The following is a 15639-nucleotide window of genomic DNA, read 5'->3' as shown; positions in this document are numbered from 1 at the left end:
GGCGGCGCGGCAGGGTAGGCCTGGCCCTACCCCGGAGACGGGTTCTGGTGGTCGTGTCCGGAGCTTCCGCACGCGGTTCGCTCGTAGACATGACCTCCACTGCTGCCGCCGACGCGGTACGGCTCCGCTCCGTACGACGCTCGTACGGGAACCTCGACGCCCTCGGCGGCGTCGACCTCACCGTCCGCCCCGGCACCTTCACCGCCGTCATGGGCCCCTCCGGCTCCGGCAAGTCGACGCTCCTGCACTGCGCAGCCGGGCTCGACCAGCCGACGTCCGGCACGGTCGAGGTCGGCGGGACGGCGCTGACCGGGCTCAGCGAGCGTCGGCTGACACTGCTGCGCCGGGACCGGATCGGTTTCGTCTTCCAGTCGTTCAACCTGGTCCCCTCGCTGACCGCCGCCCAGAACGTGGCGCTGCCACTGCGGCTCGCGGGCCGCCGCCCGTCCCGTACCGAGGTGCGCGCCTCGCTCGCCCGGGTCGGACTCGCCGACCGGGCGGACCACCGGCCCACCGAGCTCTCCGGCGGCCAGCAGCAACGGGTGGCACTGGCGCGGGCCCTGATCACCCGGCCCGCGGTGCTCTTCGGGGACGAACCGACCGGCGCACTGGACACCGCGACGAGCCAGGAGGTGCTGGTGATGCTGCGGGAACTGGTGGACCGGGAGGGACAGACGATCGTGATGGTCACGCATGATCCGGTGGCCGCGGCGTACGCGGACCGGGTGGTCTTCCTGGTCGACGGGCACATCGCGGACGACCTGACCGGACTCTCCGTGGAACGGATCGCGGCCTGGATGACCGCAGCGCGCGTGAGCGCGGCCCGTACGGACGCCGTGGTCAGGGATCGCGCGGAGGCGGCATCGTGCTGACCGTCGCCCTGGCCGCGCTGCGGACCCGCTGGACCACTCTCATCGGCACCTTCGTCGCGCTCGCACTGGGCGTGGGGCTGATCGCGACCATGGGGCTGGGACTCGCCTCGACCTTCGACGCCCCGGACCGTGAGCCGCAGCGCTTCGCCGCGTCGCCCGTGGTGGTGAAGAGCATCGACACGCTGACCGTGCGGGTGCGGCGCGGACCGTCCACCGCTCATGTCACCAGGAGACTCGCTCATCCACACCCTGTGGATAGCAAACTTCTGCGCGACCTGACAGCGCTCGGCCCGGTGGCCCGCGACGGACGCGTCGGCGTCGACCGCGGTCTTCGTACGGGAGGAGGGCACCGCGCTCATCGAGTCGGAGGCGCGGGCCGTCGACGACGCGAAGACGCTCGCGGCCGTCGAGCGGCTGCCGGTGGTGGCGGGCGACGTGCGTGACCTCGACGACCGTTCGATCGTCGTGAACGAGGAGTGGGAGCAGCACACGGTGGGCGCGACGGTACGGGTATGGCTCGGCGACGGCCGCCCGGTGTCGCTGCGGATCGCGGCGGTGCCGGCGATCGGTACGGGGGAACAACGGCGCGTACGTGACGGCGGCGAACGCACCGACGGCTCAGGTGGACCGCATCGACGCACGCCTCGCTCCCGGCGCGGACAGGACGGCGGTCGTCGCCGCCCTGCACGGCACCGGTCGCGCGGTGCCCCGCCCCGCTGTCAGTCCCACCTGCCAGACTCACAGACATGACCGCACGCTGGGCTCTGGCCACCACGGAGACCGGCGGCGCCCGCCTCACCCCCCTGACTGCCGACGGCCTTCCCGCCGCCCCGGTCCTGACCGAACCCGACCTCGTGGAGGCGGTCCGTTCCCGCCCGGACGTCATCCGCTGGGTCTGGCGGTCGACCGCCGAGATCTACCCCCGCCTGCTCGCCGCGGGCGTACGGATCGACCGCTGCTACGACATCGAGGCAGCCGAGTCCCTCCTCCTCGCGCACGAGGGCCGGCTCGGCGAACCCCGCTCCGCCGCGGCCGCCCACGCCCGCCTCCGTAACGCCCCCGTACCCCCCGATCCCCCCTCCCGCGCCGCGGAGCCCGGCTCGCAGTCCTCCCTCTTCGAGCCGCAGTCCGGCACGGACATCCCTTTCGAGGCGCTCCTCCAGGTGTACGCGGAGCAGCTCCGCCGCCACGACGCCACCACCCACCCCGGCCGCATGCGTCTGCTGACGGCCGCCGAGTCGGCCGGCATGCTGGTCGCCGCCGAGATGAACCGGGCCGGTCTGCCCTGGCGGGCCGACGTGCACCGGGAACTCCTGCACGACCTGCTGGGCGAGCGGTACGCCGGCGGCGGCGAACCCCGCCGGCTGGCCGAGCTGGCCGAAGCGGTGTCCACGGCGTTCGGCCGTCGGGTCCGCCCGGACCTTCCCGCCGATGTGGTCAGGGCGTTCGCACAGGCCGGGATCAAGGTGAAGTCGACTCGCCGCTGGGAACTGCAGGAACTGGACCATCCGGCCGTGGAGCCGCTGATCGAGTACAAGAAGCTGTACCGGATCTGGACGGCGCACGGCTGGAGCTGGCTCCAGGACTGGGTGCGGGACGGCAGGTTCCGCCCCGAGTACCAGCCGGGCGGCACCGTCAGCGGCCGCTGGACCACCAACGGCGGCGGGGCGCTGCAGATCCCCAAGGTGATACGGCAGGCGGTCGTCGCCGACGAGGGCTGGCGGCTGGTCGTCGCCGACGCCGACCAGATGGAGCCGAGGGTTCTGGCCGCGATCTCCCGCGACCCCGGCCTGATGGAGGTCGCGGGCCATGACGGCGACCTCTACACGGCGCTGTCGGACCGTGCCTTCCACGGCGACCGCGACCACGCCAAGCTCGCGCTGCTGGGAGCGATCTACGGCCAGACCTCGGGCGACGGCCTGAAGAACCTCGCGGCGTTGCGACGACGCTTCCCGCTTGCCGTGGCGTATGTCGACGACGCGGCGAAGGCGGGCGAGGAGGGCCGTCTCGTACGGACCTGGCTGGGTCGGACCAGTCCGCCGGCGGTCGGGCGCGGGGACGACGACGAGGCCGGTATCCCGCAGGAGAGCGACGAACAGCCGTCCGGGGAGGGCGAGTTCACGCCGGGCTACGCCTCGTCGAACGCCCGGGCGCGCGGCCGCTTCACCCGTAATTTCGTGGTGCAGGGCAGCGCCGCCGACTGGGCGCTGCTGTTCCTGGCCGCACTGCGTCGGTCCCTGGCCGCCGCCGGTCTCCGGGCCGAACTGGTCTTCTTCCAGCACGACGAGGTGATGGTGCACTGCCCCGAAGAGGAGGCCGAGGCAGTCGTGAAGGCGATCCGGGCCGCCGGTGACCTGGCGGGGCGGACCGCCTTCGGCAGGACGCCGGTGCGCTTCCCTTTTACGACGGCGATCGTGGAACGCTACTCCGACGCCAAGTAGCAGAGCTCACCCGTCGGGGCGTTCGGCCGCCTCTGTCCCGGGCTCACCCTTCCGCACCGACTGCGTGGGCTGTGTCGGCTGTGTGGGCTGCACCGTTTCCGCGGGCGGAGCGACGCGCCCTGTACCCGCACCCGGCCCTCCGAACCCGCCGAACCCGGCCACCCCATGGTCGTAGTGCACGGCCCGCAGATGCCGGTGCCGGTGCCGGGAATTGAGCAGATGGATCACGTACGCCGTCAGCGCGATCATCGCCAGGACGACCGCCGCGGTGATCAAGCTGTCCATGAGAGACGGCCCCCTTCGCACGCGCAGGCCGAGACTTCTCCAGGCTACTCCGCGCGCCGTCCGCGCAGGTCGCCGGCCGGACGGGGAAAGCGGCCCTGACCAGGAACGTTTCCGTTCCGGCCCGAACCTGGGCGCGCCCACGCAGCGGTTTTGGCCCCAGAGGTTCCGCAGTGCCCGGCGCCGACGAACCCGGACCAGCTGCTGCCGCGCCTGATGGGGAAGCCGATTCAGCAGCGCCCGGAGCCGTCCATGCAGGACGCGTCGCCGCCACGCAGATCGGTGAACATCCGCGGCTTCCCGGTCGCTGAGGGAGCCGTACGAATCATTCGGGATCCACCACAGGTCGCGGCACGAGAAGGCGGCGGGCGCCGCGCACAGATACCCCCTCGTCCGGACAAGGAAGAACCCCAGGTCACGTCGAGTGACCTGGGGTTTCCTGAGCCGTCTCCGGGATTCGAACATGGGGCCACGGGCACGCCGCCGGAGAATCAGCCGACCAGCTGGTTGCAGGACGTCACGCAGCGTTTCGTCATCTACAGACCGGGACCGCACATACGGTGGCTCCCGGTGCTCCATATCGACCCGCAAGCGTCAGTCGTCGCCGACGACTCCGTTGTCGATACGTTGCTCTTCCCGGGAGCCTAGCCAGTTGCCGAGATGGGTGTCACTCGGGTCGATGGACGTCTCCACCGGCGGTGTGGCTCTCACCGGTTGTCTGGTGTATTAGCTAGCTTCCTCCTTATTTGTCCGTAGTCAAGAGAAGAAAAGGAAAAAATTCACCCCGTCTGGAGCGGCCCGGACGCTGCATGGCGGATGGTGGCCCGGAGGGCTCGCCGAGCCGATGAAGCAACGCCTACCGCTCCTCCGTGCCTACTGGACGTCGATGGTGCTCTCGGTCAGTACCGGGGTGCCGGCGCACTCGGCCCGAGGTCGGGCTGTGCCCGCAGTTCCACGGCGAGTGGCGCGGCGGCCCCGGCGAGGTCCAGCACCAGGACCTCGTTGGCACCCGCACGCCACAGGGGCGCCGGGGCGTAGAGGGTGCGCTGGGGGCCCTGCTCGGTCCGCAGGCGGCCGAGGAGGAAGCCGTTGAGCCAGACCAGGGTGCGGTCGCTGCCCGGGACGGCGAGGAATGCGTCGGCCACCTCGGGCAGGTCGACGACGGCGCGGTGGAAGACGGGGCCGTCGGCGGTCTCGACGGCAGGGGCTGTGGGCAGGGCCGCCAGGTCGTCGAGGGGGAGCACCCGAATGTCCCAGCCGAACAGGTGCTGGTAGTCCAGGCGCACGCCGGCGATCAGGCCCTTGCGGTCGGCCAGGTGGGGGCCGTAGTTGACCCGGCCGAAGGGCTCGACGAGGATCTCCAGTTCCGCGCCGCCCTCGGGGACGGTCAGTTCGAGGGTCGGGTTCGGTTCGTCGCGTTCGAGCACGCCGACCAGGTGCCCGTCGAGGAAGATCTGCGCCAGGTCCCGGATGCCGTCGACGGTCAGCGTGGCGGGCCCGGCGGGTCCGGTGATGCGGTGCCGGTAGTGGACGAGGCCGCGGTGGTGACCGAGCTTCTCGATCGGTTCGGGGGCCGGGCGGTGCGTCGCGACGGAGAGAAGGTCCAGGCTGTCGCGCAGGGCCGCAACCGGGGTGGCGGTGATGGTCTGGGGGTCGACCCGGGGCGGCTGGGCGGGCAGTTCGGTGTCCGGCAGCGGCACGTGGCGGCCGATGACCTCGCGGAAGGCGTGGAACTTCTCGGTGAGCTCGCCGGCCTCGCCGATCGGCGCGTCGTAGTCGTAGCTGGTGATCGTGGGCATGTAGCCGGGTTCGGCGAGGGTCTTGCCGGTGTGGTTGGCTCCGGCCCACCAGCCGAAGTTGGTTCCGCCGTGGCCCATGTAGATGTTGACCGATCCCCCGGCGGCGAGGATCCCGTCGAGCGCCTCGGCGGCGTCGGTGGCGTCCCGGACGTGGTGGGGGTCGCCGTAGTGGTCGAACCAGCCGTTCCAGAATTCCATGCAGGCCAGCGGGGCGTCCGGCTGGAACGTGGCGAGGGTGGCGAAGGCCTCGTCGGGGCGCGAGCCGAAGTTGGCGGTGGCCAGCACACCGGGGAGGGTGCCGCCGGCGAGCATGCGGGGTTCGGGGCCGTCGGACGTGAAGAGCAGGCAGTCGATGCCCCGCGCGACGAGGCCGTCCTTCAGGTGCTCCAGATAGGCCTTGTCGTTGCCGTAACTGCCGTACTCGTTCTCGACCTGGACGGCGACGATCGGGCCGCCGCGCGAGACCTGGAGTTCGGCGAGCACCGGGATCAGCTGATCGAACCACTGGTCGACCGCGGCCAGGTAGGCGGGGTCGGCGGTGCGCAGCCGCATCGACTCGTCGGCGAGCAGCCAGGCCGGGAGTCCGCCCAGGTCCCATTCGGCGCAGATGTAGGGGCCGGGGCGGGCGATGACGTCGAGGCCGAGTGCGTCGGCCTCGCGGATGAAGGCGGCGACGTCGTGCCAGCCGTCGAAGCGGGCCGGGCCGGGGGTGGGCTGGTGGAAGTTCCAGGCGATGTAGAGCTCGACGGTGTTGCAGCCCATGGCCTGCAGGCGCTGCAGCCGGTCGCGCCACAGTTCGGGGTGGATGCGGAAGTAGTGCACGGCGGCGGAGACCACGCGGTGCTCGCGGCCGCCGCGCAGGAAGCGGTCGCCGTCAATGGTCAGGTCGGGTCGCGTGCTCATACCTTGCTGCTCTCGGTCGTTGTTGTTTCTGTGCGGCGCCGGGCACCGCATGGGTCGGTGGGGTTTGCGGTTACTTGACGGCGCCGGCGGTCAGACCGCTGCGCCAGAAGCGCTGCAGTACGACGAAGGCGACGAGCAGCGGGACCAGGGAGACGAATGCCCCGGTGATGGGGAGCATCGGCGAGACGCCGTTGGCGAACTCCGAGCGCCACTGGACCAGGCCGACGGTGACCGGCAGCTTGGAGGCATCGTTGATCATGAGCGCGGGCAGCAGGTAGTTGTTCCAGACGCTGACGAACTGGAACAGGAAGATCGTCACCAGCGCCGGGGCCATGACCGGCATCGCGATGCGGAAGAAGGTCCGCTGTTCACCGGCGCCGTCGATGCGCGCCGCCTCAAGGAGTTCGTCGGGGACGGACGCCGACGCGTAGATGCGCGAGAGGTAGACGCCGAAGGGGCTGACGAAGCTGGGGAGCAGGACGGCCCAGTAGGTGTCGGTCAGCCGCAGCTCGGCCAGCATCAGGAACAGCGGCAGGGCGAACATCGGTGCCGGGATCAGCACCGAGGCCAGGATCACGTTGAAGATCGTCTCGCGGCCGCGGAACCGGTACTTGGCCAGGGCGAAGCCGGCCATGACCGACAGCAGGGTGCTGACCGCCGCGCCGACCAGGCTGTAGAGCGCGCTGTTGGCCAGCCAGGAGGAGAAGACCCCGTCCTGGAAGGAGAAGACGCGGCTGAGGTTGCCGTCCAGGTCGAAGTGCGAGAACCACAGTGGGCTGCCCTGGTGGAGGTATCCCTCGCCCTTGGTCGCCGAGACGAACAGCCACCACAGCGGGATGAGGGTGTAGAGGGCCATCAGGCCGAGCATCGCGTTGACGGCCAGGCGTTCGGTGAGTGGGCTGCGGGTGGTGGTCATGCGTCGGCCGCCCTTCGCTGAGTGAACTTCAGGAATCCGAAGGAGAGAACCAGCGTGACCAGGGCCAGGAGAACCGATTCGGCGGCGGCCAGGTTCGGGTCCGCCTGGGAGGCGGTGAGCGTGGTGTTCATGATCGGACTGAACTTGTTAGAGGCGCCGGGTATCCGCGCGGCGGCGAGCACGGCCGGCTCGGTGTAGAGCTGGGCGGTGCCGATGATGGAGAAGACGGTCGTCAGGACCAGGGCGGGCCGCACCATCGGGATCTTGACGTACCAGGCCAGGCGCCAGCCGGTGCAGTTGTCGAGGGCCGCGGCCTCGATCACGTCGCCGGGCACGGCCTGCAGCGCCGAGTAGATGATCAGCATGTTGTAACCGGTCCACCCCCAGGTGATCATGTTGCCGATCGACACCGGGATCCAGCCGGCCGACAGGAAGTCGGTGTGGATACCGATCGCCGCCAGCGGCCCGGTGAACGGCGAGAGGTCCTTGACCAGCAGGAACGACCACATCACCGCAGCGATCGCACCGGGCAGCGCGTAGGGCAGGAAGAAGGTCAGCCGGAAGGTCTTCCTGAATCGGGCCGAACGCGAGTCCAGCAGCAGCGCGAGGACCAGGGCCAGCCCGAGCATCACCGGCACCTGAAAGGCACCGAGCAGCATCACCCGGCCGAGCGAGGCCATGAAGTCGCCGTCGTGGAGGGCGGCGGAGAAGTTGTCGAAGCCCGCGAACCGCTCGGTCTGCGCACCGCCGAACAGGCCCTGGCGTTGGACCTGGTAGAAGCTCTGATAGATCGCGTAGCCGATCGGTGCGAGCATCATCGCGATGAACAGGACGCCGAACGGAACCAGGAACCCGGCGGCGTTCAGCGCGGTCCGGCAGCGGTGGTGGCGACTCGGCCCCGCCACCACGCGCGGCGGCGCCGGTGCAGGCGGTGAAGCTGTCTGGGTGCTCATAGTGTTCGTTCCTCGCGCGCTTGCGGTATGGACACGGTCCCGCGGCGCCGCACCCTTGAGCGGCACCGCGGGAATCCTCGGGTGACCTGACGTCCCCCCGGGCATCAGCCGCCGGTCACGGAGAGCCCCAGGCTCTTGATCTTCTCGACCGTCTTTTGCTGAACCGTGGCCGTGGCCTGGGGGTATCCCCCCTTGCCGATCGCGTCCGAGTAGTCCGCCTCGACCTGACCGAACGTCGGCCCGACGACCCAGGTGGTGGGGATGTTCGCCGCGGACTCCTTGAAGACGTCGTAGATCTTCTGCCCGCCGAAGTAGGGGTCACCCTGGGACAGCAGCGGGTTGTCCAGACCGGCCTTCGCCGCCGGATACAGGCCGCCGACCTTGATGCCGGTGCTGACCGCGTCCGGGTCGCTGGAAAGGAACGCGGCGAACCGCGCGGCCTCCTTGGGCGTCTTGCAGCCGGTCAGGACGGAGGTGGCGGAACCGCCGGAGTTCGCGCTGGTCTTGTCACCCGCGGTCCAGGTCGGCATCGGGGCCACGGCCCACTTGCCGGCGAGGTCCTTGAGATCCCCCTTGATGCCCGGGACGGCCCAGGCGGCATTGACGAAGGTCATGACCTTGCCGGCCTCCGACGCCTTGTCGAACGTCGGGTCCCAGGCGTTGCCGTTGTTCATCACCAACTTCTTGTCCTTCAGGCCCTGCCAGTACGTGGCGACCTGCTGCGTGCCCGGGTTGTCGATGGAGACCTGCCACGACCCGTTCCGCGTGCCGAACCAGGACTTGCCGGTCTGCCAGGTCAAGGCGGCCATGTCGTAGGCGTCCTGGGGCGCGGTACCGAAGGCGACCTTCGGGTCCGCCGCGTGAACCCTGGCCGCGTCGGCGGCGTACTCGTCCCAGGTCGCGGGAGGCTTGGAGATGCCGAACTTCTTGAACAGATCGGCGCGGTAGTACAGGGCCATCGGCCCGGTGTCGACGGGGACGCCGTACATCTTGCCGCCGGCCGAGGACGCCGCGACAGTCCAGTCCAGGTACGTGCCGGAGTCACCGGAGGCGTACGGAGTGATGTCCATCAGCGCCTTCTTGACCAGCATCGACGGAATGTCGTTGTAGGTGACCTGCGCCAGGCACGGGGCCTTGCCCGCGGTGATCGCGTTGGTCATCTGGTCGTAGCCGCCCTTGGCGCCGGACGGGATCTGCTTGAACGTCACCTTGATGTCCGGGTGGGCAGCGTTCCACTGGGCGGTGATCTTGTCGTAGCCCGGGGCCCAGCCCCAGAACTCCAGCGACACCGGCCCAGCCTTCGACGAACCACCGGCGTCGTCGGAACTGGAACATCCGGTCACCAGCAGGGCAAAGGAGAGGGCTGCCGCACCAGCGGCGGATCTGGATGTGAACGTACGCATGAATTCCTCATGAGACGGCCGTGATGACGGGATGGCGGATCAAGCAGAAGAGACAAGATCGGAGAAGGCGTCGAACAATCGCGTTCGGAAATTACGAAGAATTATTCAGCGCACCACGGCGGGCCGGTCAACACCCTTGCACGGCATTTTTCAGCGCAATGCAGACGGCACGATTTCAGGGCATGCTTCGCCACCTCGCTGTCCTGACCTGCGCATTCACGGAGCAGCCGAGCGCGTTTCGATGCATCGACAGAAATCTACCGAGTAATAACAGGCGGGCGACACCAGGGGATGAGAGTCGAATATCGCGTCATTTGAATTCCGGCGGCGACGGCCCTGTCCACAATGGCTCAGACCGACCGGCACATGGGGGTTTCGGCGAAGGAGGCGGGACAGGGCTCGGCCGCTCAGGACAACCGGGCACGGACACTCTCCCTGATGACCAGACAGGCGGCACCCCGCGCCCACAACGTCTCGCTGGCCTCGTCGACCTTGATCACACAGTCGCGGGCCGCGGTGGAGACGGCGTGGCGCTCCAACGCCGCAGTCATGGCGGGCCCGAAGTGCTCATAGGCCACCACGCCTTCACCCGCGATCACGATCAGTCCCGGGTTGAGCAGGTTGCACAGGCATGCCAGTCCACGTCCAAGCGCGTCGCCGGCCACGGCGAACGCATCGAGCGCGGCACGTCGTTCGACCTCCGACCCCGACCGTGCGAGCTCCACAACGGCGTCGTAGTCGGCCTCGGTCCGACCACCGGCCTCGCGGAACATCCGCAGCACCGCATCGGAGGAGGCCAGCGCCTCCACGCAGCCGCGGTTGCCGCAGGCGCAGTCCGGACCATTCGGCTCGATCGGCACATGCCCGAACTCGACGGCCAGTCCACCGGCACCCGAGTGGAGAACTCCGTGAAGCATCAGCGCACCACCGACGCCACGTCCGACCGAGATCACGGCGAACGAACCGACATCCCGGCCCTCGCCGAACCAACGCTCAGCGATCACCAAGGCGTTGACGTCGTTGTTCACCACCACCGGAAGCCCGGTGGCCGCGCTCAGCGGAGCGGCGACAGCGACATCCGTCCAGCCCAGCCGCACCGCCGAACGGCACACGCCGCTCGCCGCGTCGACGTGGCCGCCCACGCCGACCCCGACACCCAGCACCCTCGCGTCGGCACTCGGCGCCTGCGCGATGAGCCGGGCTGTCAGCTCCGCCGCCACCGCCAGCACATGAGCGGGCTCCAGGGAATCGAGCACCTGCTCCAGGCGGCACAGCGGACGTGCACCGAGGTCGGTGAGCACAGCCGCAACATGCGTGCGCGCGATCTGGATCCCGACGACCAGGTGCTGCTCGGTGTTGACCCGCAGCAGGCGTTGGGGGCGGCCCAGGCCCGACGCGCTCTGCTGTCCGGTCTCGCTCAGATAGCCGTCCTCGATCAGCGGCGCGAGCAGCCTGGTCACCGTGGAGGGTGACAGCCCGAGCCGCTGCGCGATCACCGTCCTGGAGATCGGGCCGGCGGTCAGCACCTGGGCAAAGATCTCGGCTCCCGTCTGGTCCGGAACCAGGGCCGTCATCGCGCTCACATCACGCCTCTCCATCACATGGCCGACTCAGTGTTACCAAGAGTGTGATGGAGATATTTTTGCGCGTCAAGAAAAGAAATGGCAAGGGATGGTGAGGGCAGGAGAGCCTTCGGGTGCCGCCGCCGACTCACCGGCGGCAAGCTCCCGGGCGGCGAACGCGTCGGCGAGGACCGCTCTCCGGCGACTGCTCCACCACGGCCGGCACCGGGCCCGAGACGGGATGCCCAGCCTCGGCAGCCAGGCACTGCCCTCCGCGGCCGGCCTGGCGCCCTGGGGTCGCACCGGGAGGTGAGTTCGCGCCCGGACCGGCAGGAGTGAGCACCGGACCGATCCGCCCGGGATCCAGCACAGCGCCAAGCGGGAAGGGCACGATGGGTTCCGCGCGGAAGACGTACACCCATGAAAAAAACCCCAGGTCAGATGTCTGACCTGGGGTTCATGGCGGAGCCGCCTTCGGGATTCGAACCCGAGACCTACGCATGACGAGTTGTCCGATCTTGGTCCGCAGCCATCCGACACTGTTCGCCAACTGTCAAAGGGCGACGTCAGGGCTGTGAATCGCCTCTCGCGGGACGTCCCCGGACGACACTGGACAGCGCGGCAATGAGACCCCAAGTGAGACCCACGTCCTCCCGGGAACGGACTCACTGGGCCTGTCCCACGGGTCGCGTCACCGACCCCGAACCCGGCAGCACTGTCACCCGAATGGCGTGACATGACGCGCCACCCACATGGGTGGAGATCAAGCTGACTAGTGCCCCAACCGAGGCAATCCGTGAAAGGGGAACCACATGCGCATTCGACGAACCCTCGCCGCCGTCATCGCCACGGCAGCCCTCGCCGGACTCGGCCTCACAGCCGCCGCCACCGCCACCGCACAGGGCGCCCCGTCCTACGTCACCCCTTCTGAGTGCAAGCAGGGCGGCGGAACGCCCGATCTGGCGGACAACCACTGCAAGGGCGGTACGCACGACGGGGAGCAGATCGACTAAACCCCACAAGGCGCCCCGCAGCCACGCGCCGCGGGGCGCCTTGCGCGCGAGTCATGTCCTCTGGTGGGGCACTCCCGCGTTGGCGACTGCGTCCGTGCTCTGACTCCCGACAGCAGGGCGGACGGGCAGAAGGTCGTCCGGCACTAGCTCACCCGCCGGCCGTTGAGCGAGCCATCCCGAGAGCCGGTGCGGCGGCGCCTCCGTGCGGACATGCCTGAAACCAAGCTGCTCAAAGTAGGCGTGCAGCCCAGTGTCCGTGCGCCAAGTGTCGAACCCAGTTCCGCCCTTCCAGGGCCGCGAGGCGGGACATCCAGTCGATGACCCGCGCTCCGAACTTCCGGCCGGACGCCTTCCGGGCAACGATGAGCGGAACGTGCACGACGGGTTCCGCGCGGAAGGCGTACACCCATGAAAAAAACCCCAGGTCAGATATCTGACCTGGGGTTCACGGTGGAGCCGCCTTCGGGATTCGAACCCGAGACCTACGCATTACGAGTGCGTTGCTCTGGCCAACTGAGCTAAGGCGGCACGCCCTGTCGCACTATGGTGCGAGCAGCAGCGTCGCTAAGTTTACACAGTTTCGGAGGGTGCTCCGCACCACCCGCCTCCGGAGCCGAATGCGCAGGTCAGGGGGCGGAGGGAGCCGCGGGAGGTCAGGAACACTTCGTGCCGTCGGCCGGCGGGGTGCCGTCCAGGAGGTACGTGTTGATCGCCGCGTCGATGCAGTGGCTGCCACGGCCGTACGCGGTGTGACCGTCGCCCTCGTACGTGAGGAGCCTGCCCGAGGAGAGCTGGGCAGCGAGGGACTGGGCCCACTTGTACGGGGTCGCCGGGTCACGGGTGGTGCCGACCACGACGATCGGGGCCGTGCCCTTCGCCGTGATGCGGTGCGCGGTGCCAGTGGGCGCGGCGGGCCAGTGGGCGCAGTTCAGGGCAGCCCAGGCGAAGGCCTTGCCGAAGACCGGGGAGGCCTTCTCGAAGCCGGGGAGGGCCTTCTCGACGGCGTCCGGACCGGTAAAGGCCGGGGGCGCGTCCAGGCAGTTCACCGCGGCGTTGGCGAACATCAGGTTGGCGTACGTGCCGTTCGGCTTGCGCTCGTAGTAGCTGTCGGACAGGGCGAGCAGGCCGGACCCGTCGCCCGCCCGGACGCCGGCCAGGGCGCTACGGAGACGGGGCCAGGTCCCCTCGTCGTACATGGCGGCGATGACACCGGTGGTGGCGAGGGACTCGCCGAGCTTGCGGGAGTCGCCGGCCGGGACGGGCTTGGCGTCGAGGTCGGTGAAGAGCTGCTTCAGCCGGGCCGCGGCGTCCGTGGTGGAGGTGGTGCCGAGCGGGCAGTCCGACCTCTTCACGCAGTCCGCGGCGAAGGCCTGGAACGCGACGTCGAAGCCCGCCGTCTGGTCGCGGTTCATCTCCAGCGACGAAAGCGACGGGTCCATCGCACCGTCGAGGACGAGACGGCCGGTCCGGCCGGGGAAGAGTTCGGCGTACGTCGCACCGAGGAAGGTGCCGTACGACGCCCCGAGGTACGTCAGCTTCTCGTCGCCGAGCAGGGCCCGCAGGATGTCCATGTCGCGGGCCGTCTCGACGGTGGAGACATGCGGCAGGATCGTGCCGGAGCGCTGCTCACAGCCGTCTGCGAACGTGTCGAAGGCGGCGCCCAGCTCCGTGACCTCGGCACGGTCGTCGGGGGTCTGGTCGACCTGGGTGTACGCGTCCATCTGCGGGCCGGTGAGACATTCGACAGGCTCGCTGCGGGCGACGCCGCGCGGGTCGATGGCGACCATGTCGTAGCGGGCGCGGACCGCGGCAGGGTAGCCGAGGGCCGCGTAGTTCTGGAGGTAGCCGATGGCCGAGCCGCCGGGGCCGCCCGGATTCACCAGCAAGGAGCCGATCCGCTTGCCCGGACCGGTGGCCTTCTTCCGGGAGACGGCCAGCTTGATGTCGCCGCCGCCCGGCTTCCGGTAGTCGCGCGGCGCCTTCATCGTGGCGCACTGGAAACCGGAGACGCCGCAGTCCCGCCAGTTCAGATGCTGCGCGTAGTACGGCTGGAGCGCCGCGGGTGCCGCGGGCGTCGGGCTCGACGGGCTCGTCGTCGAACTGCCTTTGCTGCAGCCGGTGACGAGTAGGCCGGTCGTGCCGAGCACGGTGGCGAAGGTACGGAGCAGACGCCTGGTATCCATGCCCGGAGCGTAGCCCTCACGCGGTGACTGGCCCGTTTCGTTACCCATTCGGATGAATCGGCGGTGCCCGGCGAGGACCGCGGGCGGATCAGCCGGCGCGCAGAGCCATCGTCATCGCCTCCACGGCGAGCAGTGGCGCCACATTGCGGTCCAGCGCCCGGCGGCAGGCGATCACCGCCTCTATCCGGCGCAGGGTGCGCTCGGGCGTCGAGGACCGGGCGATGCGGTCGAGCGCGTCCCGTACGTCGACGTTGGCGAGGGCGATCTGCGAGCCCAGCTGCAGCGCCAGTACGTCGCGGTAGAAGCCGGTCAGGTCGGTGAGGGCGAGGTCGAGGCTGTCGCGCTGGGTACGCGTCTTGCGGCGCTTCTGCTTGTCCTCCAGCTCTTTCATCACCCCTGCCGTGCCGCGCGGCATCCGGCCTCCGGCAGCCGCGCCGAGTGCGGCCTTCATGTCCTCCGTCTCCTTGGCGTCCACCTCCTCGGAAACCTGCTTCGCGTCCTCCGTGGCGGTGTCGATCAGCTCCTGGGCGGCCTTGAGACAACCACCGATGTCCTCCACCCGGAGCGGAAGCTTGAGCACGGCCGCGCGGCGCGCGCGGGCCTTCTCGTCGGTGGCCAGGCGGCGGGCCCGGCCGATGTGCCCCTGAGTGGCGCGAGCCGCTGCCGCGGCCCGCTCCGGTTCGATTCCGTCACGCCGGATCAGCACATCGGCAACGGCGTCGACGGGGGGCGTGCGCAGGGTGAGGTGACGGCAGCGGGACCGGATGGTGGGCAGCACATCTTCGAGCGAGGGTGCGCAGAGCAGCCACACCGTACGGGGCGCGGGCTCCTCGACCGCCTTCAGGAGCACGTTTCCCGCGCCCTCGGTGAGGCGGTCGGCGTCCTCCAGGATGATCACCTGCCAGCGGCCCACGGCCGGGGACAGCTGGGCGCGGCGGACCAGCTCACGGGTCTCCTTCACGCCGATGGAGAGCAGGTCCGTACGGACCACCTCGACGTCGGCATGCGTCCCGATGAGGCTGGTGTGGCAGCCGTCGCAGAAACCGCACCCCGGTGCGCCGCCCAGCGCGCGGTCCGGGCTGGTGCACTGGAGAGCGGCGGCGAAGGCGCGGGCAGCGGTGGACCGCCCGGAACCCGGTGGTCCGGTGAACAGCCAGGCGTGGGTCATCTTCGACCCCGGCGGCACCTGCCCCCCCGCGGAAATAGCGGTGACCAGCTCATCGGCGTCCCGGGCGGCGGCGCCGAGCTGCTCCTGCACCCGGTCCTGGCCGACCAGGTCGTCCCATACGGTCATCGGTCACCGCCCTTCCGG

General features: G+C 69.7%; 11 protein-coding genes, 2 tRNA genes and 2 pseudogenes. 4 read left to right on the top strand and 11 right to left on the bottom strand.

All coding sequences use genetic code 11. The features are described from left to right. Positions 1 to 89: 89 nt before the first annotated feature. The 3 genes and pseudogenes from AB0N06_RS06190 to AB0N06_RS06180 all read left to right on the top strand — a co-directional run bounded on the left by AB0N06_RS06190 (position 90) and on the right by AB0N06_RS06180 (position 3313). Positions 90 to 872, top strand: a complete 783-nt coding sequence (locus AB0N06_RS06190) for an ABC transporter ATP-binding protein (RefSeq protein WP_366133510.1) — start codon at positions 90 to 92, stop codon at positions 870 to 872. 312 nt (positions 873 to 1184) lie between these two features. Next, positions 1185 to 1557 (top strand): annotated as a pseudogene (locus tag AB0N06_RS06185) (ABC transporter permease); the annotation flags it as partial. A gap of 61 nt (positions 1558 to 1618) precedes the next feature. After that, positions 1619 to 3313 (top strand): bifunctional 3'-5' exonuclease/DNA polymerase, encoded by a 1695-nt coding sequence (locus tag AB0N06_RS06180; RefSeq protein WP_366133509.1) that lies wholly within the window; start codon positions 1619 to 1621, stop codon positions 3311 to 3313. 6 nt (positions 3314 to 3319) lie between these two features. Here the strand turns inward: AB0N06_RS06180 and AB0N06_RS06175 are convergent, their stop codons facing one another. The 8 genes and pseudogenes from AB0N06_RS06175 to AB0N06_RS06140 form a co-directional block, all read right to left on the bottom strand. After that, positions 3320 to 3598: a hypothetical protein gene (locus tag AB0N06_RS06175; protein ID WP_366133508.1), complete on the bottom strand. Its 279-nt coding sequence runs from the start codon at positions 3596 to 3598 to the stop codon at positions 3320 to 3322. A gap of 155 nt (positions 3599 to 3753) precedes the next feature. Further along, positions 3754 to 3903 (bottom strand): annotated as a pseudogene (locus tag AB0N06_RS06170) (S1 family peptidase); the annotation flags it as partial. 591 nt (positions 3904 to 4494) lie between these two features. Next, positions 4495 to 6297 carry a beta-galactosidase family protein gene (locus tag AB0N06_RS06165; protein WP_366133507.1) on the bottom strand — a complete coding sequence of 601 codons (1803 nt, stop codon included), beginning with the start codon at positions 6295 to 6297 and terminating at the stop codon, positions 4495 to 4497. A gap of 70 nt (positions 6298 to 6367) precedes the next feature. Next, positions 6368 to 7213: a carbohydrate ABC transporter permease gene (locus AB0N06_RS06160; RefSeq protein WP_366133506.1), complete on the bottom strand. Its 846-nt coding sequence runs from the start codon at positions 7211 to 7213 to the stop codon at positions 6368 to 6370. Next, positions 7210 to 8166 carry a sugar ABC transporter permease gene (locus AB0N06_RS06155; RefSeq protein WP_366133505.1) on the bottom strand — a complete coding sequence of 319 codons (957 nt, stop codon included), beginning with the start codon at positions 8164 to 8166 and terminating at the stop codon, positions 7210 to 7212. The genes AB0N06_RS06160 and AB0N06_RS06155 overlap by 4 nt, the downstream gene beginning before the upstream one ends. A 104-nt stretch (positions 8167 to 8270) precedes the next feature. Then, a complete protein-coding gene (locus tag AB0N06_RS06150; protein ID WP_366133504.1) occupies positions 8271 to 9569 on the bottom strand; it encodes an extracellular solute-binding protein in 1299 nt (432 codons plus the stop codon). 407 nt (positions 9570 to 9976) lie between these two features. Continuing rightward, positions 9977 to 11143 (bottom strand): ROK family protein, encoded by a 1167-nt coding sequence (locus tag AB0N06_RS06145; RefSeq protein WP_366133581.1) that lies wholly within the window; start codon positions 11141 to 11143, stop codon positions 9977 to 9979. Between the two features lie 454 nt (positions 11144 to 11597). Then, positions 11598 to 11696 (bottom strand) — tRNA-OTHER (locus AB0N06_RS06140). Between the two features lie 247 nt (positions 11697 to 11943). On the opposite strand from AB0N06_RS06140, the gene AB0N06_RS06135 reads away from it, so the two are divergent. Then, positions 11944 to 12144: a hypothetical protein gene (locus AB0N06_RS06135; protein WP_366133503.1), complete on the top strand. Its 201-nt coding sequence runs from the start codon at positions 11944 to 11946 to the stop codon at positions 12142 to 12144. Between the two features lie 451 nt (positions 12145 to 12595). On the opposite strand, the gene AB0N06_RS06130 is transcribed toward AB0N06_RS06135, so the two are convergent. The 3 genes from AB0N06_RS06130 to AB0N06_RS06120 all read right to left on the bottom strand — a co-directional run bounded on the left by AB0N06_RS06130 (position 12596) and on the right by AB0N06_RS06120 (position 15621). Then, positions 12596 to 12672: transfer RNA gene (locus tag AB0N06_RS06130), tRNA-Thr, on the bottom strand. A gap of 125 nt (positions 12673 to 12797) precedes the next feature. Further along, entirely contained in the window at positions 12798 to 14327 is a 1530-nt protein-coding gene (locus AB0N06_RS06125; protein WP_366133502.1) for an alpha/beta hydrolase, read from the bottom strand. Between the two features lie 88 nt (positions 14328 to 14415). Next, positions 14416 to 15621 carry a DNA polymerase III subunit delta' gene (locus tag AB0N06_RS06120; RefSeq protein WP_366133501.1) on the bottom strand — a complete coding sequence of 402 codons (1206 nt, stop codon included), beginning with the start codon at positions 15619 to 15621 and terminating at the stop codon, positions 14416 to 14418. Between the last annotated feature and the right edge of the window lie 18 nt (positions 15622 to 15639).

Source organism: Streptomyces sp. NPDC051020 (assembly GCF_040683105.1).
In the GTDB taxonomy this organism is placed as follows: domain Bacteria; phylum Actinomycetota; class Actinomycetes; order Streptomycetales; family Streptomycetaceae; genus Streptomyces.
This window is presented reverse-complemented; position numbering and strand designations above follow the sequence as displayed.

Bases quoted from the DNA above. Each gene is read 5' to 3' on its own strand.
- AB0N06_RS06165 (WP_366133507.1), bottom strand. From the start codon at position 6,297: ATGAGCACGCGACCCGACCTGACCATTGACGGCGACCGCTTCCTGCGC.
- AB0N06_RS06180 (WP_366133509.1), top strand. From the start codon at position 1,619: ATGACCGCACGCTGGGCTCTGGCCACCACGGAGACCGGCGGCGCCCGC.
- AB0N06_RS06145 (WP_366133581.1), bottom strand. From the start codon at position 11,143: ATGACGGCCCTGGTTCCGGACCAGACGGGAGCCGAGATCTTTGCCCAG.
- AB0N06_RS06190 (WP_366133510.1), top strand. From the start codon at position 90: ATGACCTCCACTGCTGCCGCCGACGCGGTACGGCTCCGCTCCGTACGA.
- AB0N06_RS06155 (WP_366133505.1), bottom strand. From the start codon at position 8,166: ATGAGCACCCAGACAGCTTCACCGCCTGCACCGGCGCCGCCGCGCGTG.
- AB0N06_RS06135 (WP_366133503.1), top strand. From the start codon at position 11,944: ATGCGCATTCGACGAACCCTCGCCGCCGTCATCGCCACGGCAGCCCTC.
- AB0N06_RS06150 (WP_366133504.1), bottom strand. From the start codon at position 9,569: ATGCGTACGTTCACATCCAGATCCGCCGCTGGTGCGGCAGCCCTCTCC.
- AB0N06_RS06125 (WP_366133502.1), bottom strand. From the start codon at position 14,327: ATGGATACCAGGCGTCTGCTCCGTACCTTCGCCACCGTGCTCGGCACG.
- AB0N06_RS06120 (WP_366133501.1), bottom strand. From the start codon at position 15,621: ATGACCGTATGGGACGACCTGGTCGGCCAGGACCGGGTGCAGGAGCAG.
- AB0N06_RS06175 (WP_366133508.1), bottom strand. From the start codon at position 3,598: ATGGACAGCTTGATCACCGCGGCGGTCGTCCTGGCGATGATCGCGCTG.
- AB0N06_RS06160 (WP_366133506.1), bottom strand. From the start codon at position 7,213: ATGACCACCACCCGCAGCCCACTCACCGAACGCCTGGCCGTCAACGCG.